The sequence below is a fragment of the Actinacidiphila polyblastidii genome, assembly GCF_036353415.1.
Lineage (GTDB): Bacteria > Actinomycetota > Actinomycetes > Streptomycetales > Streptomycetaceae > Actinacidiphila > Actinacidiphila polyblastidii.
The window spans coordinates 15556-35708 of the sequence record NZ_JAZEWV010000044.1; the positions used below are offsets into that span (position 1 = coordinate 15556).

A 20153-nucleotide genomic window follows, 5' to 3' on the forward strand; every position below is an offset into this window, starting at 1 on the left:
GCGCCGGTATGTACGGACGGCTTCACCCGGAACACCCCGGGCGAACCGTTCACCGAGGAGAATCCGATGTCAGAAAGTCGTGCGGAAGACGTGGCCGCGATCAAGGCCGTGCTGGTCGCCTCCTACCGGGCGTGGGACGACGGCGACGCCGACGGCATGGTCGCCGACTACACCGCGGACGCCACCGCTGTCATGACCGGCTCACTGCGCGACAGCCGTGACGTGATCCGGCAGAACATGGCGCTGGGCTTCGACGGGCCGCTCAAGGGCACTTCGACCTACAACAAGCAGCTCAGCCTCCGCTTCCTCGGCAACGACGGCGCGATCGTCGTCAGCGAGTCCGGCATCCTGTTCCCCGGCGAGACCGAGGTCCCGGACCCGCGCAAGGTCAACGCGACCTGGGTGCTGGAGAAGCGGGACGGGCGGTGGCTGATCGCCGCCTACCACAACAGTCCGGTGCTGGCACCGGCGAACTGACCCCTCCGGTCTGTCCGGCGGAGCCTCGCGGAGGCACGCGCGCGGTGATCCACGAGGATCGGCCGGACAGACCCTGGTGACCTGACCCCGAGACCGCGGATCACAGGGCGGACTGTTCCTCCAGCGCGTGCAGCACCTTGTCCAGCGTGATCGGCAGGTCGCGGACGCGTGCGCCGCAGGCGTGCCACACCGCGTTCGACACGGCGGCGGCCGTGCCGACGATGCCGATCTCCCCGATGCCCTTCGACCCCATGGCGTTGACGTACGGATCGTGCTCGGGCAGCCAGTGCGCCTCGATCTCGCCGACGTCCGCGTTGGCCGTGATGTGGTACTCGGCGAAGTCGTGGTTGACGACATGTCCGGTCCTGGGGTCGAGGACGCTGTTCTCGTGCAGCGCCATGGACAGCCCCATCGTCATCCCGCCGATGAACTGCGACCTGGCCGTACGCGGGTTGATGATGCGGCCGGCGGCGAACACGCCGAGCAGGCGCGGCACCCGCACCTCGCCCGTGTCGGCGTTGACGTGCGCCTCGGCGAACTGCGCGCCGAAGGCGTGCATCGCGTAACGGCCGTCGGGCTCGCCGACGGAACCGGACGCCTCGGCCCCGTCCGGCGGCTCGCTCCCGTACCTGTCGCGGAAGGCGAGCGCGGCCTCGATCACGGCCGATCCCCACGTCGTCATGCCCGAGGAGCCCCCGGCCACCGACGCCACCGGGTAGTCGGTGTCGCCGATCCGCACGTCCACCCGGTCCACCGGCACACCGAGCGCGTCCGCGGCGATCTGCGGCAGCGTCGTCCAGGTCCCGGTGCCCAGGTCGGCGGCGCCGATCTCGGCGACGTAGCGGTCCCTCTCCCGCCGGATCGTCGCCGTCGACTGCGGCATCCGGTTGACCGGGTAGGTGGAGGCCGCGACTCCCGTGCCGACCAGCCAGTCCCCGCGGCGCCGGAGGCCGGGCCGCGGGTCGCGCTCAGCCCAGCCGAACCGCTGCGCGCCCTCGCGCAGGCAGCCGACGAGGTTCCGGCTGGAGAAGGGCTTGCCCGAGTCCGGATCCACCTCGGGCTCGTTGCGCATCCGCAGTTCGACCGGATCCATGCCGAGGCGCTCGGCCAGCTCGTCCATCGCCACCTCGGGGCCGAACATGCCGGGGCACTCGCCGGGGGCGCGCATCCACGACGGCACGGGGACGTCGAGCGCCGCGAGCCGATGCGTGGTCCGGCGGTTCGGGGTGGCGTACATCATCCGGGAGGGGACACCCGTCTGCTCCGCGAACTCCTTGATGCGTGAGGTCTGCTCGACGACGTCGATCGCGAGGGCGGTGAGCGCGCCGCCGCGGTCGGCTCCGAGGGCGCACCGCTGGATCGTCGGGGTGCGGTAGCCGCACAGGGAGAACATCTGCTGACGGGTCAGGGCCAGCCGCACCGGCCGGCCGGGCACCGCCCGCGCGGCCATCGCGGCGAGTACCACGTTGACGTGCGGGTTCCCCTTGGAGCCGAAGCCGCCCCCGACGTACGGGCACACGACCCGGATCTGCGCCTCGTCGAGGCCGAACACCGTGGCCACGGTCTCACGCGTGGGATGGACGCCCTGGGTGGAGTCCCACAAGGTGAGGAAGCCGTCGCCCGCGGGGTCCCGGTCCCACAGGGCCGTCGTGGCGTGCGGCTCCATCGGGTTGTTGTGGTACATCGCGGTGGTGTACGTCTGCTCGACGGTCACCGCCGCGGCCGCCAGGCCGGCTTCGACATCACCCTCGGCCGTGTCGGTGGGAAAGCCGGCGTTCACCTGCTCGGGGGCGTAGAGGTCGTCGCGGTCGGCCCGCAGTTCGACGTCGTGCGCCTCCTGTGCGTAGGACACCCTGACCAGGGCGGCGGCGTGCCGCGCCACCTCGGAGCTGTCGGCGACGACCGCGGCGACGACCTGGCCCCGGAAGGCGACCCGCACGTCCTGCAGCGCCGCCAGTTCCCTGTCCTCGGTGGAGGCCAGGCGCTCCGCGGTGCCGGGGGTGAGCACCGCGACCACGCCGTCGAGCGACTCGGCGGCGGTGGCGTCCAGCTCCGTGACGCGCCCGCGGGCGATCGTGGCCTGGACGAGATGCAGGTACGCGACGTTCTCCAGCGGGGTCTCGCCGGCGTAGGCGGCGGTGCCCAGGACCTTGGCGGGCCCGTCCCGGCGCGGCAGGTCTCGGCCGACGGCCTCCGGTTCGCTCAGGAAGGTCATCGGGCGTCCTCCCGGGCCAGGTCGCGCAGGGTCGCGGTGAGAGTGCGGCGGAGCAGGGGGATCTTGAAGGCGTTGCCGCCCCCCAGCCCCTCGGCCGGTCGGGCGTCGGCGAGTTCGCGGTCCGCGGCGGAGCGGTAGCTCAGGTCCGACGCCACGGAGCCCCGCAGCGCCTCCTCGGCCCGGTACGCACGCCACGGCGCGTGCGCCACACCGCCGAAGGCGACGCGCGCGTCGGTGATCACGCCGTCCTCGACTTCGAGCGCCGCGGCGACGCTGACCAGGGCGAACGCGTACGAGGCGCGGTCGCGGACCTTGCGGTAGGTCGATCGGCGGGCGATGGGCTGCGCCGGCAGGTCGATGGCGGTGATCAGCTCACCGTGCCCGAGCACCGTGTCGCGCTCGGGGGCGTCGCCGGGCAGCCGGTGCAGGCCGACGAAGGGGATCGTGCGCTCGCCGTCCGGGCCGAGCACCCGCACCCGGGCGTCGAGCGCGGCCATCGCCACGGCCATGTCGGACGGGTGGACGGCGATGCAGTGCTCGGACGCGCCGAGGATCGCGTGGTTGCGGGTCCAGCCCCCGATGGCGGAGCAGCCCGAGCCCGGCTCCCGCTTGTTGCACGGCGTCGTGACGTCCTGGAAGTAGACGCAGCGGGTCCGCTGCAGCGGATTGCCCCCGGTGGTGGCCATGTTGCGCAGCTGTCCCGACGCACCCGACAGCAGCGCTCGGGACAGCACCGGGAACCGCTCGCGCACCCTCCGGTCCGCGGCGAGCGCGCTGTTGCTGACGCCCGCGCCGATCCTCAGGCCCCCCGCGTCCAACTCCTCGATCTCGGCGGACAGCAGGCCGCCCACACTGACGACCAGGTCGGGTGCGACGATGCCGAGCTTGAGGTGGTCCACCAGGTTCGTACCGCCCGCGAGGAACACCGCGGCCGGGTCCCCGGCGACGCTGCGCACGGCGTCCGCCACGTCAACGGGGTACCGGTAGCCGAACGGCTTCACCGGCCCGTCCCCGCACCGATCGCCTGCCGGTCGGTGGGCGCCGCCGCCTGCTGCACGGCGGGCACGATGTTGACGTAGGCCGCGCACCGGCACAGGTTGCCGCTCATCCGCTCGGCCACCTCGGCACGGTCGAGCCCCGCCGCCTCCGCGTCGCCGGTGACGGCGCTCGGCCAGCCCCGCGCGAACTCGTCGAGCACGCCGACCGCGGAGACGACCTGCCCGGGGGTGCAGTAGCCGCACTGGAAGGCGTCGCAGTCGATGAACGCCTGCTGCACCGGATGCAGGACGCCGTCGGCGTGCTGCCCGCCCGCGTGCCGGCCGTCGGCGGCGGACTCCCTGGCGGCGAGCCCTTCGGCGGTGACCACTTCGCCGCCGTCCTGGGTGACCGCGAGGGTGAGACAGCTCAGCACGCGCCGCCCTCCGGACAGCACCGTGCACGCGCCGCACTGCCCGTGGTCGCAGCCCTTCTTGGGGCTCGTCACCCCCAGCCGTTCACGCAGTGCGTCCAGCAGCGTCGTGCGCGTGTCGACGGTCAGCCGGCGCGGGGTCCCGTCGACCCGTAGGGTGATTTCGGTGTCCACCGGGTGAGGGTTCCCGCCCGCGGCCTGCCGTCACGCCGCGTCGCGCCAACTCACACAGGTGGCCGCAGGCGACCGGACCGGTGGCGACCGGACCTGCCGCGACCGGCGGGTCCGGGAGCCGGCGCTTCGGCCGCACGCGCGCCGGCCGCCCCGCCCGCTCACCCATGACGCGGGGCGCCGGGGGTCAGAACCGGGCGCTGCGCCGCAGCCGGCGGGGCCGCCCGTCGGGGTCGGCCACGATCCGCTGCAGCGGCCGGGCCGTCAGCGTCATCGCCCGGCCGAGCACGGGGGTGGGGTAGGCGCGCAGTCGGCCCGGCGGACGCGAGCCGCGGCGGCCGCCGCGGTGCCAGGCGTCCAATGCCGCCGCGGACTCGGCGAAGGCACGGAAGGCGGCCCGCGGATCGCACAGTGCGCCGGGCTCGGGAAGGTCCAGGTGCTCGGCGCCCAGTTCGAGCCGCAGGTCGCGGGCGAAGGCGCGAGCCCCGTCGCGCAGACCTCCGGGGTCACGGGGCTCACGCGGGTCGGCGGTCTCGTCCAGGACCGCCAGGCCCAGTTCCGAATCGTGCGTCCAGGAGCGGCGGTTCACGTTGTCGGAGCCCACCGTCGCCCACACGTCGTCGATGACGCACACCTTGGCGTGCACGTAGACGGGGGTGCCGGCGTGGTTCTCCACGCTGTACACGGCGAACCGCCGGCCTCCCGCACGGTGCAGCGCCCGCAGCGCCTCGATCCGGCCCAGCACGTTCATCGGTCCGGTGAGCCGCCCGTCCTGGTCGGGGTGGGCAGGCAGCACGGCGATCATGTGGAGTCCGGGGTTGTCGGTCAGCGCCTTCGCGAAGGAGGTGACGATGTCGGCGGACCACAGGTACTGGTCCTCCAGATAGATCAGCGACCTGGCCCGGGTCAGGGCTTTGCGGTAGCCGCGGGCGATGCTGCGCTCGCCGTCCGGTGCGAAGGGGTATCCGCGGCGGCGGGCCGGATACGTACGCAGCAGCTGGACGACCTGGGTGCCCCGCGGCTCGGGGTCGGGGGGCTGCGGCGGCAGCGGGTCGGCGATGGTGTCCTCGTGGTGGGCGAGCGCCCGCAGGCGGCTCAGCGGGCTGCGGCTCAGCGGGGAGGGGTCCTGCCAGCGTTCGCGGAAGGTCGCCTCGATGTCGCCGACGGCGGGCCCGCGGACCGCGAGCTGGACGTCGTGCCAGGGCGGCGTCGGACCGTACGCCGCCGCCATGGGCAGGGCGCGGGGGTCCCCGGTGTGCAGGGCGTCGTCGCGTCGGCTGTGGCACAGGTCGATGCCGCCGACGAAGGCCACGTCGTGCTCAGGGCGTCCCGGGTGCCGCAGGACGACGAACTTCTGGTGGTGCGCGCCGCCGGGCCGCACGCGCATGTCCAGCAGGCATTCGCCGCCGGCGGCCTCGATGTCCTCGCCGAGGTGCCGGTTCTCGCTCTCGCTGAACTGGAGCCGGTCCAGGTGGGAACGCCAGATCAGGCCCTTGACCACCACCCCGCGCCGGGCGGCGTCACACAGCACCTCGCCGATCTCGCTGCCGGCACCGTCCAGCAGCTCGTCGGGATCGCCGCGCCAGTCGGTGAAGAACAGCAGGTCGCCGGCGCGCTGGCGGCGGACGGCCTCCAGCAGCGCGGAGAAGTAGGCGGACCCGTGCACCAGGGCGTGAACCTCGTTGCCGCTGGACCACGCGTCCCCGCCGACGCGACGCGTGTCCAACCGGGTGGCCGGGTTGCCGCGCTCGTCTCGAGTGAGCAGCCAATCATCAGGTCGCATGTCCGTCTCGACTTCCGCTCGGTTCTGCCTTTCTGCTACCCGCGTCTGGCGAGACCATCGGACGGAGCGCTCCTCGACTCGCGGAGCACCCCTCGGTACTCCGCGAGTCGATGAGCCGGGTGGGGAGCGGGCGTCGGCATCGGGCATGGCCTGCCGCTTCGCGGCTTCCGCGTCCCGCGCCACCGGCGGTGGGAGGGCCGTGGGGCTGCTCGGCTCACGTCGTGGTGGGCCAGGTCCGCAGCAGGGCGGCGATCCTCGTGGCGGTGCAGGCCGGGTCGAGGAGGAGGTCCTTGAGGGCGATGGCGTCCTCGCGCGCGGGCTTGACGGTGAGGCCGGCGGCTTCGAGGTACATCACGCCGGACGCGGCGGCCACAGCCAGGTTGGAGCGCTCCAGCCAGCGGCACCGGCCGAGGGTGTGCACCAGGGCGGCGGCCTTGGCGTAGGGGCCGTCGTAGACGGGCTGCTCCAGGAGTTCGGCCCGGTGGCGGGCGATCGCGGCCACGGGCACGCCGTAGTCGTCGGGCGCCGGATCCCCGGCGCCGGCGGCCTCGGCGACCTGCAGGATCCAGGGGACGTCGATGTGCAGGTCCATCACGCCGCGCGCGCTCCCCGCCGGCCGCTCTGAGCGTCCTCGGCCTCATCGAAGACGGCCTGGTGCTCGGACAGGAAGTGGGCGGCCGCGTCCACCGCGCGGGCCCGCAGTCCGGTCGCGTCGTCCTGCACGAGCCGCGCGAGGTAGTCCCCGATGCTCAGCCCCAGATCTGCGGCGCGCCGCTTGGCCAGTTCCGCGACGTCCTCGTCCACCCGCGCGCCCAGTTGTGTCTTCGCCATGCCCGGATGGTAACAGGTGTTACCGCGCGATGTGGCCGCGATTCTTGGCACTCCTCGCCGGTGGGTGACCGCACGACGGACGCGGACCGTCGCTCCCTGAGCCGCGCAGCCGCGGCCCCGCGCCGTGTGCACCCGGCTGGGCAGGCGTGCACGGCAGGGGCTCCGACCTGCTGCCGACGCGCGGTGTGCGGCGTCAGGACACCGGGTACTGCCGGGCCCGATCGGAGTCGATCTTCACCCGGATCAGTTCCAGCCGCTGCCGGGACGCGGTCGTGTCCGGGTGCTGCGGGCCGAGGTGCTTCTTCTGGAGCCTGATGACCTGGACCAGTTCGCGTTCCGCCTGATGCAGGCGGCCGTCGAAGCCGTGGCACATGGCCAGGTTGCGGCGGGAGACCAGCGTTTCCGCGTGCTCGTGCCCGAGGAGTTCCGTGCGTCGCGCGACGATGTCGGTGAGTTCCTCGATCGCCTCCCCGATCCGGCCGCCCGTCGAGAGGACGACCGCGCGGTTGTTGCGCGCGGACAGCACCAGGGTCTGGGCGTTCCCCGTCGGCCGGGGGCAGGCGGCGATGACCTGCTCGGCCATCTCCAGCGCCCGGTCGGGCTGTTCGGCGATGTACAGGAAATGCCCCAGGGAGTTGACGGCGTTGAGGGTGAGGAGGTCGTCGGAGCCCAGCGCCCGGCGTGCGTCGGCCACGACCTCCGTCTGCAGCGTGATCGCCTCCGCCAAGCGGCCGGCGTGCTGGAGGAGAGCGGCCAAGCTGTGGCTGACGGCGAGGGACTCCTCGAGCCGGTCGCCGTCCGCAGCCCGGAGGGTCTCCAGCACCGACTGGGCCTCCTCGATGCCCTCGTCGAATCGGCCGGCGTTGATCAGAGCGGCAAGCAGGCTCGTCCGGGCGGAGACGACCGAGGCGTGGCCAGGACCCAGCCGGCGCGCGGACTGCTCGGCGGTGCGGCGCCAGAAGGCCAGCGCGTCCTCCGGTGTCCCGAGGCGCACCTGGCTCATGCCGGCGCGGTACAGCAGGGCGTACGCGCCGGACTGCCAGAGGGCGTCCCCGCTGTTCGCGGCGAGCGCCTCGGCGTTGTCGATGAGGGCGGAGGTCAACGCGCGCTGATCGTGCAGGTCGTCGGGCCACAGCTCCATCAGAGCGGCTCCCGCGGCAAGGGTGAGCAGCTCGCGGCCGTCGACCACGTTCTCCCGGGTCGCCCGCCCGGTCAGCGCGTGGACGCGTACGGCGCGCGGACCTGCCGAGGGGTCGTGGTCGATCAGGCTGTAGTTGTGCAGCACGCGCATCGCGGCCCAGGCCGTGTCCGCGTCGACCGGCTCGCCGGAGGATCCGGGGCGGTCCTTGCGCAGGCGCTCGTCGCGCCAGAGCCGCAGGTACTCCGCGCACATTCCCCCCCGCCAGACGCTGTCCGGGTGGCCCGCCGGGTCGAACATGGCGGCCAGCGTCATCGCGGGAATCGCCAGGCCCACCGGCGCGGTCATGGCTGCCGCCCGCACGGACAGCAGCAGCGCGGCGGCGACCTCCCGGCCGTATCGCTCGGTGTCCGCGGTGGGGGGCAGGACATCGGCCAGCGCCTTGCGTTCGTCGGTGAGGAGCTCCAGGTAGCGGGCGCAGGAGATGCCCTGGTTGATGACGTACGCGGCGGCGTGCGAGAGCGCGAGGGGCAAGCGGCCGAGCGCGGCGGCCAGTTCACCCAGGGGGGCGCCGGCCTCCGGTGCCGCATTCGCGTCGGTGAGCCGGCTCACGAGGTACTCCTCGGCCTCCTGGCCGGTGTACGTGTCCATGTCGACGGCGACCCGTCCAGCGCCGGTGACCGTGGCGCCGCGCTGCCGCGTGGTGGCCAGGCAGCGGCCGTTCCCCCCTCGTCCGGTCGGCGGCCACCACGGGCCGACGGCGTTCACGTCCTCGATGCCGTCGAGGACGATCAGCCAGCTCACGGGCGCGGACGCGAGCCAGCGGAGGAAGCGCCGGGCGTCCGCCTCGTTGTCTTCGCCGGTCACGCCCGGCAGGAGCAGCTGGGCGGCGCCCTCCGCGTAGGCGGCGGCGATCCGCGCGGGGTCCGAGGCGTTGATCCAGCCCACCAGCTCGATGCCGTCCACCAGGGCCTGTCGGGCGTACGCGGCGGCCAGCTGCGTCTTGCCCACGCCCCCGCCGCCGGAGAGCACCTGGGTGAGCGCGGCCGTGCCCTGCCGCTCCCGCGCCGCGTCGACCCGTGCGCGTACCGCCGTCCGCTGCTGGAAGGCGGAGGGCTCCGCCGGAACGGAGTCGCCCACCGCCACGGGCCAGCGGACCTGTACGGGCGCCGCGACGGTGATCGTGCCGTTGTTGTCGCCGCCGACGCCGACCGATCCGTGGCCCGGGACGGACACCGCGGCGATGCCGGGCGCGCGCTGGTCGGCGGGCTGGTCGGCGGACTCGCCGTCACGCGGAGCGCGGGCGCGGCTTCCGCCGCCGAACCACGTCACGCTCCTCCTCCCACCTGGTCACCGCCAGTGTCCAGGCTGCCGGAGTTCGAGCCGCCGACGGCGATCGCGCGGTTGCCGGACGCGGAGACCGATGCGGCGCCCGGAGCGCCGTCCGGGGGCAGGGGCGTGCGGGGTGCGCCGGCCGCTGGGGGCGCCGGGCGGTCGCGGCCGCCGGTGGAGATCGTGCCTGAGTTCGACCCGCCGACGGCGACGGAACGGGCTCCGACCGCCTCCACGGTCACGGCGACCGCGGGAGGCGGGGCCGCCGCGCCGCTCGCGTATCCCGTACCCCAGGCCGCGGCCACCCCGCCCACCAACGTCCCGGCGCCGAGGGCGATGCCCCACACGGTCGGCCCGTCCCCGGTCATCAGCGGAGCCAGCAACAGCCCGCAGACGAGCGTCACCACCGCGAGCACCCCCAGGGTCACCGCACCGGCCGTGAACCATCTGCCCAACGTCCCCACTGCGGCCTCCCGGTGACCGTCTCCTCATCCCAGTCTGCGCCCAACGCCCCCATCGCAAGGCCGATTCGGCCAACGGGACGGCCTGGTGACAGGTGTCGGCTCAGGCAGCGCCGGAGCTATCGCGGTGCCGGAGCACCGCATTCCCAGGCATGCTCGCCGAAAGCCAAGACGCCGAAGCCCCGGCGGCGGCAGCGCGCAGCGGGCGAACGCACCTGTCACGTGCGACTCGACCGCCGAGGACATATCGTGGCGCCACCGCGTCGACATCGCCGTCAACGGTGAAGGCGACACGTCCGACGGGCCGTACGACCGGGCCGAGGTCTTCTGCGTCGTCGGCCGGCTTTCCGGGGAGTTCCCATTGCAGCGCATGGAAGACCTGTCGGCGGCGGACTGGCTGGTCCGGGCCGGGACGGATTGGCGACGCCTCGTCACCTTCGGTCCTGACGGATTCGAGGCGTACGGAAGGCTGCGCTTCATTCCCGATCCGGACCGGCCGGGCCAGGCCGAGGCGGACGTGGAACTCCCCGACGACCACCCGCCGGACATCGAGCAGGCGCGGACGGCCCTGCGGGCGCTGTGCGGGGACGGCCCCGCGACGACACCGATCTTCTCCTGCGTGTGGGACGGCCACCCGTGGACGTTCCTCGACCCGGAGGCGGCGCGCGGGCCGCTGGTGGTGCTCCCGCACCGCTCGTACATGCTGTTCGCCGGGGACCTGGGCGACATCGGTCGGTGGGAGGAGGAGTTCGGCGGCGGCCACCCCTGCCCGCCGCCCGCCTTCGCCTGGCCCGCCGATCACAGCTGGTGCTTCACCAGCGACGTCGATCCGCACTGGGCGGGCATCGGGGCGAGTTCCGCCGCGATCGAGGCGCTGACCGCGAGGACCGAACTCGACATCGTCCGCGCCTGTCCCGACCGGGCCCCGCTGGGGTATTCCGGCTGACGAAGGGGGCGGCAGGGGGCTGCCCGCGGGGTCGCGGGGTTGTCATGGGCGGATGGGTGCCGCACCGGACGGCGGCCTGGTCACGTGGTGGGGACCGGCGGCCGGGCGGGATCAGCACGACCGGTCCGAAGCCGTGGCCGCGGACGGACGCTCCGGGAGCGTGTCCGGTAGCGGAGGAACAGCGGACCTGGATCGAGCGCCGGCTGCGGCGGTGCGTCGAGGAGTTCGGGCCCGCGAGGCCGCACCGCGACATCGCCCTCCCCGGGTTCGCCCCGGCGGCATTCACCGGCACGCAGGAGCAGGTCGAGTGACCCCGTTGCGTTCCGACCTGGCACCGGAAGGCGGTTGAGGCCGGCCGGCGAAGCGGTACCGCACTGTGCGGGCGGGGAGTTGAGGGCGGGACGTGGGCCCGGCCGGCGGGGCAGGGCGGGGCCGGGATTGGCTCCGGACACGTCAGGGCTTCTCGTGCTCGGCAGCCGGCTCAGGGTGGCGAGGCCTGCGAGGAGTCGTGGCTCCACACGGTGAGCGTGTCGGGATGGTCGGGGCCGAGTACCTGCACCATGTCGGTCATCAGGGCTCCGGTGGTGGGCTGGCAGCCCGGGTCGTTGCTCCAGTAGATGATCTGCTGGCGGTTGGTGCGGGTGTGCGGGTGCTCGGGGCCGAGCACCCGGAGCCGGTCGGTCAGTAGTGCCTCGAACGCCCTGACCGCACCGTCTGGATCACCCGCCATTGCTGTCCAGTAGGCGAGGCTTCCTCGGGTGATCATTGTGTGGGGGTGGTCGGGGCCGAGCACCCGCAGTCGGTCGGCGTAGACATCCCCCAGGGCGGCCAGTGCGCGGAGGGGATCGCCCGCGGCCCCCTGCCACCAGGCGAGGTTGTTCCGGGTGGTCAGGGTGCGTGGGTGGTCGGGGCCCAGCACCCGCACGAGGTCTGGGAGAAGGACGCTGAATGCGTTGACGGCGCCGCTGGGGTCACCAGCGAGCCCTCGCCACCAGGCCAGATCGTTCCTGGTGATCATCGAGTGCAGGTGGTCGGGCCCCAGCACCCGCTGCCGGTCACCGAGCAACGCTCGCAGCGCCTCCGCCGCCCCAGCCGGGTCACCCGCCTTTCCCCGCCACCAAGCCAGATCGTTGCGGGTGGTGAGCGTGTCGGGGTGATCGGGGCCCAACAGCCGCGCCATGTCGTGCAGCAGGTTGTCGAACGCGGTCGCCGCCCCGGCGGGATCCCCCGACTCGCCCTGCCAGTAAGCCAGGTTGTGCCGGGTGGTGAGCGTGTCGAGGTGGTCCGGCCCCAGCACCCGCAGCCGGTCCGCCAGCAGGGCCTCGGTGGCGACGAAAGCGCCGAAGGTGTCCCCGGCCTCGCCTCGCCAGCGTGCATGGCCGGCGCGGACGGCGAGGGTGTGGGGGTGCTCGGCGCCCAGCCGCTGCACTGCTGTGGAGCCCAGGTCGCCGTAGTAGGCGGCGGCCGCCGAGACCAGACCAGCCTCGCCCAGACTGATACCAGCGGCGAACAGGACGCGGTGGGCACCTGTTTCGGTGTTCCACAGGGCTGTGCCCGCAGCGGCGCGCAGGGCCGCTGTGTTGGCCCGCAGCGCCTGCCCGTGGGAGGGGTCGTTCTCGATGTCCGGCCAGATCGACAGCAGGGCGTCGGCCACGGTCATCGCCAGCGCGTCGGCGTGTTCCGGGTGCGCAGACTCGCGGACCGCACGCTGGACCAGGGCGTGCACCCGGATGGTCGGATCGACCGGATCGAGCGTGAGCAGGCTGAGACGATGCAGGCAGTGCAGGACGTCGCGCACATCGTCGGCTTCGACGGGCTCCTCGTGATCGCGGCGGCCGCTGAGGTATGCGGTGACCACGCTCGTGGTGAGCAGCTCGGCGGGGATCGCGTTGGGGTCGAGCAGCGCTGCCAGCTCCAGGACGGGGCGGCTCAACCCTCGCGGGGTCAAGGAGTCGGCAAGGTCGATGGACAGCGACCACGTGGCAGCGACGGTGGCTCGCTGCTCGTCCGGCAGAGCTCCAGGCTCAGGGGTGAGGTCCGCCAGGCGCCTACGGGCGTCGTTCAGGCGGTGCCGATACTCGGCGCAGGACAAGCCCCGATCGACGATGTAGGCACCTGCCTGGGCCAATGCCAGCGGCAGATGTCCAAGATCCTCGGCGAGTCGCTCGTCATCGGCGAGCAGATCGCCGTCGCCGCCCAGTCGGGCGCTCAGGTAGGCCGTCGACTGCTTGGGCGTGAAGAGGCCGACCTCCACGAGGTACCGCCCACTCGACAAGGCGGCATCACGGCGGCGGGTGGTGACGATCGCCCGGCCGCAGGGGACAGAGGGAGGCCAAAGCCCGTTGAGGTCCGCGGGGTTCTGCAGGTCGTCCAGCACGATCAGCCACCGGCGGCGGTGGGGTTCGGACAGCCAGGCCAGGAAGCGCGATGCGCCCTGCTCAGGGTCGTCGTCCTGCAGTCCCGTGATGTCGGCAGCGGCCTGTGCGTAGGCGATGACCACAGCGTCACGGGATGCAGCGGCCACCCAGATCAGCAGGTCGATCTGCCCCGCCCGCCACGTGCGATGAGCGAGGGCTGCGGCGAGCTGTGTCTTGCCGACGCCTCCCATGCCCGACAACACCTGCCACACCACGGCGGTGCCGCTGCCGGTAGCCATGAACGCGTCGAGGTCGCGGTCGGCAGGGCGCTCTTGGCGGCAGTCGGCCAGCAAAGGCAGCACTCCCACCTGATGGGGCCACGGCTGCGGCCGGCGCGGTGCGTCGGCGATGAGCTCGACCCAGCGCGGTGCGGCCGAGGTGGGGCGTGTGCCCCCGGAGCGGTGGCTGTCCGCGTAGCGGTCGCGCCAGGTGTCGAGGTGGACTTCCTGGGGGTCGAGGGTGATGGATGGACGGCGGGTGCGGGCGTGCCGAGCGCAGGCCCGGACGAACGCCTCCACTGTTTCGAGTCGTGTGGATCTGCCGTTCAGCAGATTGCCGAAGGTGGACCTCGACGTCGCTGATCCTTCGGCCTGAGCGTGCCGGGCGAGGGTCTCCAGTGATGGGGATCCGACCAGAGCGTGCAGGTGCTTGAGCTCGTCGAGCATCCGTCTTCCCCCCTGGAGGCGGTCGCGCGATGGAGAGGCGTCGTTGAGTGTCCAGCGTCCAGATTTCCACGTTAGTCGAAAGTGACCGCACCGACGCTCACCGTAAGGACATCGGCACCCTGAGCGAAGGAGTTCGCGATGTCGTACACGACGATCACTGCTTGGACAGAGTCCATCTGGATGGCGCTTCCGCAGGTCACGACGCTACTGGAATTCGTGACCGCGGCCGCGGGCTCTTACGTGTCGTGCTCGCTCGCGTACCGGCGGCTGCGGCAGCGGCCGCGCCGCGACAGGCCGTCGAGGTGATGTCAGGAAGCGTCCGAGGCCGGGTAGGTGGCGGTGGAGTCGTCGCGCCACCACCCGCGAGTGACGCCGTCCAGGCACCGAACCGCGTCGTCGTGGCGGCCTGGGCCAAGGTGCCGGCGAGTGCGCTGGTCGTGATGGCGGAGGCGGCCCACCGGGTGGCGCTGCTGGTTCCGGGTGGGCCGCCTGTTGCAAGGTGGCCCACCCGGAACGGTTGCTACGCGGCGCCGCCGGAGCTTTCGCTCACTGCGGGGTGAGGGTGAAGGACTGGGCGGGGCCGCCGGTGCAGGTCCACTGCTGGAGGCGGGCGCCGTCGGAGGTCGAGACGTCGGTGACGTCCAGGCACTCACCGGTGTTGCTGCGCGGGGTGAGCGTGTAGGTGCCGTTCGCGCCCGCGACGGGCTTCCACTGCTGGTTGGTCCCCGACCCGTAGGCCCACAGCTGGATCTTCGCGCCGTCGCCCGCGCCCGGACCGCCGGTGACGTCCCAGGCGGCGGAGGTCGAGTTGCGGCCGACCACCTTGTAGAAACCGCTGTCGGTGGGCTGGAACTGCCACTGCTGGTTGGCGTTGCCGGCCTGGCAGGCCCACTGCTGGACAGCAGCACCGTTGCCGGTGGAGCCGTCCGCGTCGTCCACGCACTTGCCGCTGTTGGTGTTCTTGACCGTGTACCACTTCGACGAGTCGACCGGCCCGGTCGATCCGCCACCGCCGGACCCGGTCGTGACGGTCGCGGTGTTCGACGCCCCGGACACGTTCCCCGCCGCGTCAACCGCCTTGACCGTGTACGCGTACGACGTCGACGCGCTCAGGCCCGAGTCCGTGTACGAGGTGCCGGTCGCGGTGCCGACCTGCGTCGAGCCACGGAAGACCTGGTAGCCGGTCACCCCGACGTTGTCCGTCGACGCGCTCCAGTTCAGCGCCACCGACGTACTCGACGCGGTCGCCGTGAGGTTCGACGGCGCCGACGGCGCGGTCGTGTCGGCGCCACCGCCACCTCCCGGGGTCCAGGTGAAGGTGGCCAGCGCGTGCGGCGGCAGCGTGTAGTCGGCGTGCTGGCCGCCGGAGGCGATGCCGAAGGTCTGGGTGCCGCCGCCGATGTTGTCGACCACCAGGGCGATGGTGCCGTCGGGGTTCTTGAAGGCGACGTTGTGCAGGTCACCGGCGTTGTTCGAGCCGATGTGGACGGCGCCGGGCTGGATGAACCTGCTCAGGTGGCCGGTGAGGTAGTACTCGGCGTTGTAGGTGACGGTGGTGCCGTCGACCGCGACGGTGCCGGTGCAGGTGCCGCAACCCTGGTTGTGGGGGCTGCCGTTGGAGTCGAGCGCCAGGTTCCACAGCAGCACGGACCTGGCCCAGTTCTGCAGGGCCGGAATCGTGACGTTGGCGGCCTGCCAGTTCAGGGTGTCGGAGAAGTACTGCGACAGCGGCTGACCGGCGTCGTGGCTGCCGGAGCACTCGGTGAACCAGATGTCCTTGTTCGGGAACTGGTCGTGGATTGCGGTCTGCGCCCCGGCATCACCGTAGTAGCAGTGGAACGCGTCGCCCGCGATGTACTGGGCGGCGGAGCTGTTCAGGATGTCGCCGGCGTAGTTCGGCTCAGGCGCCTCCCCCAACTGGCCGGCGGCCGCCGTGTCGTTGGGGTGCTCGGCCCAGTTGTGGTCGTACGCCATGATCTTGACGGCGCCCAGTCCGCCCGCCTGGAGCTGCGGGCCGAGGCTGTTGATGATGGCGGTCTCGGCCGCGACGGGGACGTCGGTCGCGGGGTAGCCGAGCGGGATGCGGTTCTGCGGTTCGTTCTCCACGCTCATCGCGTAGACCGGCACACCGGCTGCCGCGTAGGCCTGCACGCTCTTGAACAGGTAGGTGGCATAGGCCTGGTAGTACTGCGGCAGGATGTGGCCGCCCACGATGGAGTTGCTGTCCTTCATCCAGGCCGGCGCGCCCCAGGGCGCCACCACGACCTTCAGTTTGGGGTTGAGGCTGATGGCCTGCTTGATCAGCGGGATGATCCGGGCCTGGTCGTGGGCGATGGAGAAGTGCGCGAGGGTGGGATCGCTCTGCCCGGACGGCAGGTCGTCGTAGGTGTAGAAGGGGCCGTTGACGAAGTCGGAGGAGCCCAGCGGCTGGCGCAGCATGCTCATGCCGATGCCGGAGGTGGGGCTGAAGATCGATGCCATCACCGAGTCGCGCTGCGCCGAGGGCAGCCCGGCCAGCAGCGAGGCCGAGGAGTCGGTGATGGACGCGCCGAAGCCGTCGACGCTCTGGTAGGTCTGGGACGGGTCCACGGTGATCGTGTGGGACTGCGAGGTGCCGGTGCCCAGGGTCGTGGTCTGTCCGGGCGTGAGCAGCTGGGCGCGGTCCGGTGTGGTGATCCACGCCGAGATCGTCGGGCCGTTTGCCGCCTGGGCGCTGGACGCGAACGCGCCGGACAGTCCGAGCGCCGCGAGCGAGGCGGTGCCGGCCGCTAGAGCGATGAGCTTTCGGCGCCAGGTGAAGGCATGGCGGTGCCGTTGATGCTGAGGGTGCATCGTTTCTCCTGTGTGAGAGTGGCTGAGGGTAGCTGCGCTGCACGGTCGAAGGCACGGCGAGGGCACGGCGAGGCCGCCGCCCCTGGCGGTCCGGCTCGTGGGGGGAAGGGGCGGACCAGCGAGTGGCCACGGGCAAGGAAAGAAGGACAGCGGGAACCGGCAGGCACGAACAGCGCGACGAGCCGGAGCGACCGGCCGCCCGCAAGGGCGCCGTCGTGCGGCGGAGTCACCAGGGCGGTGCGACAACCACCTTGTGTTCAAAGGTTGTTGTCAAGGATTGATCTGATGCCGTGTTGCCTTCAGTCCCCAGACTGTGGAGCAGCCGATGGTCCGGGTCAAGAGGCGAGCAGCCAAAAACTTTCGGGGCGGCGCGGGTGTTCGGGCATGTGAGTCTTCACTTCATCAAAAGAAGTCCGCTGTTGTCGGTGGTCAGCGCACGGGTCCGGCCACCGGTCGGCGCACCGGTCCTGTCGGCTCCCGCCCAGCAGTTCGGTGGCCGACTCCGCCGGTGTGGTTCCGCCGTCGTGCCGGTCCAGCAGCCGCATCAGCGGTGGGACGGCGACCCGGCCCCTCTCCTCCAGCGGCTGGCGCACCGTCGTCAGCCGCGGAACGGTGGACCGGCTGGAATCGGTGTCGTCGAGGCCGGTGACCGACGCGTCCCGCGGTACGCGCAGCCCCGTTCGTACGCCGCCCGCAGCGCGCCGACAGCCGCCCTGTCGTGGAAGGCCACCGGGGCCGTGGGCCGTTGCGGCAGGTCGAGCGGTTCGTGGGCCGTGTCGTAGCCCCAGTCGGCGTTCGGGTCGATGCTGCGCGGCAGTTCGGGGCAGTGCGGAACTCCGACCTCGACCGGCGCCGCGGCGTGCCCGGCGACGCGTGCCTGGCTGGTCGGCCAGTCCTGCGGGCCGCCGATCGCGCCGATCCTGCGGTGCCCCGGGGCCACCAGGTGCTGCGTCACGCCGCGAGCCGCGATCAGGTGCGCCGCGGAGAACGAGGCGATGTCCGGGGGGAGGGTGGTGCGCGGGTCGATCACGACGAAAGGGAAGCCCTGTGCCCGCAGGGCCGCCGCCGCTTCGCTCGGGCGGCGCCGCGCCGCCCGGCCGCGGCAAGCACCCGCCGCCGGGTGCCCGGCGTCACGTCGGGGCCGCCGTTCATCACCCGCGGCACCCTCGCACTGGACACACCAGCGGCGGCGGCGATCGTACGCACCGGGACGTGGGACTTCGCCGGCCAGCCCATTTGTTACATCAATGCGTTTCACTCGGGCGACGCAGAACCCGCATTCGCGAGCCTTGACAGCGCGACTCTGCGGGTCTTTGCTGTGACACGCCGCGTTGTTTCTGTTGTGTTACATGTCGTTTCAGGATTGCTCTGCTGTCGTGGGATACGGAGCCTCGGACGGTGTTCACCGAGCGCCGATCCCTCGACCTGCTTCGCTCTCACTCCGCACCGTCTCGCCATCGAGGAGAACCACCCATGAGACGCGCCCTGGGTGCGGCGGCCTTCACCGCCGCTGCTCTCTGCCTGACCTGTCTGCCGGGCACCGCCACCGCGTCGGCGACGCATTCACCGCACCACCCGGCGGCGGCGCCGCAGGCACAGGTGTGGCTGACCACCGCCGACGACTCCGCGCAGCTGCAGCAGCAGGCGCCGGTCGCCTTCCACCCGGGCGACTCGGACCTGACGACGATCACCGTCGACCCGGCGCAGCGCTTCCAGCGGATGGACGGCTTCGGCGGCGCGCTGACCGACTCCTCGGCCTCGGTGCTGAGTTCGCTGCCCGTGGCGACCCGTGAGGCGGCGATGCGCGAACTGTTCGACGCGCGGCAGGGAATCGGCGTGAGCTTCCTGCGCCAGCCGATCGGCTCCTCGGACTTCACCGCCTCGGCCACCCACTACACGTACGACGACATGCCCGCCGGGCAGACCGACTTCGCCCTCACCCACTTCAGCATCGCCCACGACCAGCGGCAGATCCTCCCCCTGCTGCGGCAGGCCGAGCAACTCGATCCGCAGCTCACCGTGCTGGCCACTCCCTGGTCGCCGCCCGCGTGGATGAAGGACTCCGACTCCCTCGTCGGCGGCCACCTCAAGGACGACCCGGCCGTCTACCGGGCCTACGCCCGCTACCTGGTGAAGTTCGTCCAGGCGTACGCGGCGGCCGGCGTGCGGGTGGACTACCTGACCGTGCAGAACGAGCCGCAGAACCGCGCACCCAAGGCGTACCCCGGCACCGACCTGCCCGTCGAGCAGGAGGCCAAGGTCATCGAGGCGCTCGGCCCGCTGCTGCACACCGCCGGCCTGCACACCAAGATCCTGGCGTACGACCACAACTGGACCACCCACCCCGACGACATCGCCACCGCCCAGCGGCTCGGCGAGGACCCGCAGACCGACTACCCCTACGAGATCCTCGACAGCCCCGCCGCCAGGTACGTCACCGGCACCGCCTACCACTGCTACTCCGGCGACCCCAGCGCCCAGAGCGCCCTGCACGACGCCCACCCCGACAAGGGCATCTGGTTCACCGAGTGCTCCGGCTCGCACGGCGCGACCGACACCCCCGCCCAGTACTTCCGCGGCACGCTGACCTGGCACGCCCGCACCATCACCATCGGCACCACCCGCAACTGGGCCAGATCCGTGGCCGACTGGAACCTCGTCCTCGACGCCGACGGCGGCCCGCACAACGGCGGCTGCGACACCTGCACCGCACTGCTGACCGTCCAGCCGGACGGCACCGTGACGGCCAACGCCGAGTACAGCACCATCGGCCACCTGTCGAAGTTCGTGAAGCCGGGCGCCGTGCGCATCGCGAGCACCAACTACGGAACCACCGGCTGGAACGGCCAGCTCACCGACGTCGCCTTCACCAACCCGGACGGCTCCACCGCCCTGGTCGTCCACAACGAGAACGACGACCCGCGCTCCTTCACCGTCGCCGTCGGCGCGCAGTCCTTCGACTACACGCTGCCCGGCGGCGCGCTGGCCACCTTCACCTGGCCCGCCTCAGGGCAACTGCGCACCACCGCGCACCAGCTGGACCTGACCGGCGCCACGGCCACCGCCTCCCCCGCGGGCCAGGGCCCGGCCCAGGCCGTACTCGACGACGACGGCAGCACCCGCTGGACCAGCGGCGCCGCCCAGAGCCCCGGCCAGTACGTCCAGGTCGACCTCGGCCGGCGCACCGCCTTCCGGCAGGTCGCCATCGACACCGGTGACAACCTCGGCGACTACGCCCGCGGCTGGCAGCTGTCCACCAGCGACGACGGCGCCCACTGGTCCGACGTGGCCTCGGGCACCGGCACCGGCCAGCTCACCACCGCCGACCTGCACCGCCCCGCCACCGCCCGCTACCTGCGCGTCACCCAGACCGGCACCGCCGGCAACTGGTGGAGCCTGGCCGACCTCCGCCTCTACCGCTGACCGACCGGGAGACACCCGGCCGCACGGCGCGCACCGGACCGCAGCCGCCGGGGG

15 protein-coding genes and 1 pseudogene are annotated in these 20153 nt (G+C 72.4%); 4 read left to right on the plus strand and 12 right to left on the minus strand.

All coding sequences use genetic code 11. The features are described 5' to 3' along the window. Nucleotides 1–66: 66 nt before the first annotated feature. Nucleotides 67–477: an SgcJ/EcaC family oxidoreductase gene (locus V2S66_RS30805; protein ID WP_330800040.1), complete on the plus strand. Its 411-nt coding sequence runs from the start codon at nt 67–69 to the stop codon at nt 475–477. A 100-nt stretch (nt 478–577) separates the two neighbouring features. On the opposite strand, the gene V2S66_RS30810 is transcribed toward V2S66_RS30805, so the two are convergent. From V2S66_RS30810 to V2S66_RS30845, 8 genes are all read right to left on the minus strand, one after another. After that, a complete protein-coding gene (locus V2S66_RS30810; protein ID WP_330800041.1) occupies nt 578–2692 on the minus strand; it encodes a xanthine dehydrogenase family protein molybdopterin-binding subunit in 2115 nt (704 codons plus the stop codon). After that, nucleotides 2689–3693, minus strand: a complete 1005-nt coding sequence (locus tag V2S66_RS30815) for an FAD binding domain-containing protein (RefSeq protein ID WP_330800042.1) — start codon at nt 3691–3693, stop codon at nt 2689–2691. The genes V2S66_RS30810 and V2S66_RS30815 overlap by 4 nt, the downstream gene beginning before the upstream one ends. Continuing rightward, nucleotides 3690–4274, minus strand: coding sequence for a (2Fe-2S)-binding protein (locus tag V2S66_RS30820; protein WP_330800043.1), 585 nt, complete (start codon nt 4272–4274; stop codon nt 3690–3692). Before V2S66_RS30820 ends, V2S66_RS30815 begins: the two co-directional genes overlap by 4 nt. A 184-nt stretch (nt 4275–4458) precedes the next feature. Beyond that, on the minus strand, nt 4459–6054 hold the full coding sequence (locus tag V2S66_RS30825; protein ID WP_330800044.1) for a phospholipase D family protein: 1596 nt from the start codon (nt 6052–6054) through the stop codon (nt 4459–4461). Between the two features lie 214 nt (nt 6055–6268). After that, nucleotides 6269–6646 carry a fic family toxin-antitoxin system, toxin component gene (locus tag V2S66_RS30830; protein ID WP_330800070.1) on the minus strand — a complete coding sequence of 126 codons (378 nt, stop codon included), beginning with the start codon at nt 6644–6646 and terminating at the stop codon, nt 6269–6271. Next, nucleotides 6646–6885 carry a hypothetical protein gene (locus V2S66_RS30835; RefSeq protein ID WP_330800045.1) on the minus strand — a complete coding sequence of 80 codons (240 nt, stop codon included), beginning with the start codon at nt 6883–6885 and terminating at the stop codon, nt 6646–6648. Before V2S66_RS30835 ends, V2S66_RS30830 begins: the two co-directional genes overlap by 1 nt. Before the next feature lie 193 nt (nt 6886–7078). Further along, a complete protein-coding gene (locus V2S66_RS30840) occupies nt 7079–9355 on the minus strand; it encodes a tetratricopeptide repeat protein (protein ID WP_330800046.1) in 2277 nt (758 codons plus the stop codon). Further along, nucleotides 9352–9810, minus strand: coding sequence for a hypothetical protein (locus V2S66_RS30845; protein WP_330800047.1), 459 nt, complete (start codon nt 9808–9810; stop codon nt 9352–9354). The genes V2S66_RS30840 and V2S66_RS30845 overlap by 4 nt, the downstream gene beginning before the upstream one ends. 376 nt (nt 9811–10186) lie before the next feature. On the opposite strand from V2S66_RS30845, the gene V2S66_RS30850 reads away from it, so the two are divergent. Next, nucleotides 10187–10762 (plus strand): hypothetical protein, encoded by a 576-nt coding sequence (locus V2S66_RS30850; RefSeq protein WP_330800048.1) that lies wholly within the window; start codon nt 10187–10189, stop codon nt 10760–10762. A gap of 481 nt (nt 10763–11243) precedes the next feature. Here V2S66_RS30850 and fxsT read toward each other — a convergent pair whose 3' ends face one another. Then, nucleotides 11244–13844 (minus strand): FxSxx-COOH system tetratricopeptide repeat protein, encoded by a 2601-nt coding sequence (gene fxsT / locus V2S66_RS30855; protein WP_330800049.1) that lies wholly within the window; start codon nt 13842–13844, stop codon nt 11244–11246. 138 nt (nt 13845–13982) lie between these two features. On the opposite strand from fxsT, the gene V2S66_RS30860 reads away from it, so the two are divergent. Beyond that, nucleotides 13983–14150, plus strand: coding sequence for a hypothetical protein (locus tag V2S66_RS30860; RefSeq protein ID WP_330800050.1), 168 nt, complete (start codon nt 13983–13985; stop codon nt 14148–14150). 240 nt (nt 14151–14390) lie between these two features. Here the strand turns inward: V2S66_RS30860 and V2S66_RS30865 are convergent, their stop codons facing one another. The 3 genes and pseudogenes from V2S66_RS30865 to V2S66_RS30875 form a co-directional block, all read right to left on the minus strand. Continuing rightward, nucleotides 14391–16676 (minus strand): RICIN domain-containing protein, encoded by a 2286-nt coding sequence (locus V2S66_RS30865; protein ID WP_330800051.1) that lies wholly within the window; start codon nt 16674–16676, stop codon nt 14391–14393. Between the two features lie 335 nt (nt 16677–17011). Further along, nucleotides 17012–17706, minus strand: a pseudogene (locus V2S66_RS34670) (substrate-binding domain-containing protein). Then, on the minus strand, nt 17703–17912 hold the full coding sequence (locus V2S66_RS30875) for a LacI family DNA-binding transcriptional regulator (RefSeq protein ID WP_330800072.1): 210 nt from the start codon (nt 17910–17912) through the stop codon (nt 17703–17705). Before V2S66_RS30875 ends, V2S66_RS34670 begins: the two are co-directional and overlap by 4 nt. Nucleotides 17913–18149: 237 nt before the next feature. Here V2S66_RS30875 and V2S66_RS30880 point away from each other — a divergent pair, with 237 nt between their 5' ends. Continuing rightward, nucleotides 18150–20099, plus strand: coding sequence for a discoidin domain-containing protein (locus V2S66_RS30880; protein ID WP_330800052.1), 1950 nt, complete (start codon nt 18150–18152; stop codon nt 20097–20099). Nucleotides 20100–20153 lie beyond the last annotated feature (54 nt).

What these genes read in the sequence shown, in the direction of transcription:
- V2S66_RS30805 (WP_330800040.1), top strand. Translation starts at nt 67, where the DNA reads ATGTCAGAAAGTCGTGCGGAAGACGTGGCCGCGATCAAGGCCGTGCTG.
- V2S66_RS30810 (WP_330800041.1), bottom strand. Translation starts at nt 2,692, where the DNA reads ATGACCTTCCTGAGCGAACCGGAGGCCGTCGGCCGAGACCTGCCGCGC.
- V2S66_RS30825 (WP_330800044.1), bottom strand. Translation starts at nt 6,054, where the DNA reads ATGCGACCTGATGATTGGCTGCTCACTCGAGACGAGCGCGGCAACCCG.
- V2S66_RS30830 (WP_330800070.1), bottom strand. Translation starts at nt 6,646, where the DNA reads ATGGACCTGCACATCGACGTCCCCTGGATCCTGCAGGTCGCCGAGGCC.
- V2S66_RS30835 (WP_330800045.1), bottom strand. Translation starts at nt 6,885, where the DNA reads ATGGCGAAGACACAACTGGGCGCGCGGGTGGACGAGGACGTCGCGGAA.
- V2S66_RS30850 (WP_330800048.1), top strand. Translation starts at nt 10,187, where the DNA reads ATGGAAGACCTGTCGGCGGCGGACTGGCTGGTCCGGGCCGGGACGGAT.
- fxsT (WP_330800049.1), bottom strand. Translation starts at nt 13,844, where the DNA reads ATGCTCGACGAGCTCAAGCACCTGCACGCTCTGGTCGGATCCCCATCA.
- V2S66_RS30860 (WP_330800050.1), top strand. Translation starts at nt 13,983, where the DNA reads ATGTCGTACACGACGATCACTGCTTGGACAGAGTCCATCTGGATGGCG.
- V2S66_RS30865 (WP_330800051.1), bottom strand. Translation starts at nt 16,676, where the DNA reads ATGCACCCTCAGCATCAACGGCACCGCCATGCCTTCACCTGGCGCCGA.
- V2S66_RS30875 (WP_330800072.1), bottom strand. Translation starts at nt 17,912, where the DNA reads ATGGGCTGGCCGGCGAAGTCCCACGTCCCGGTGCGTACGATCGCCGCC.
- V2S66_RS30880 (WP_330800052.1), top strand. Translation starts at nt 18,150, where the DNA reads ATGAGACGCGCCCTGGGTGCGGCGGCCTTCACCGCCGCTGCTCTCTGC.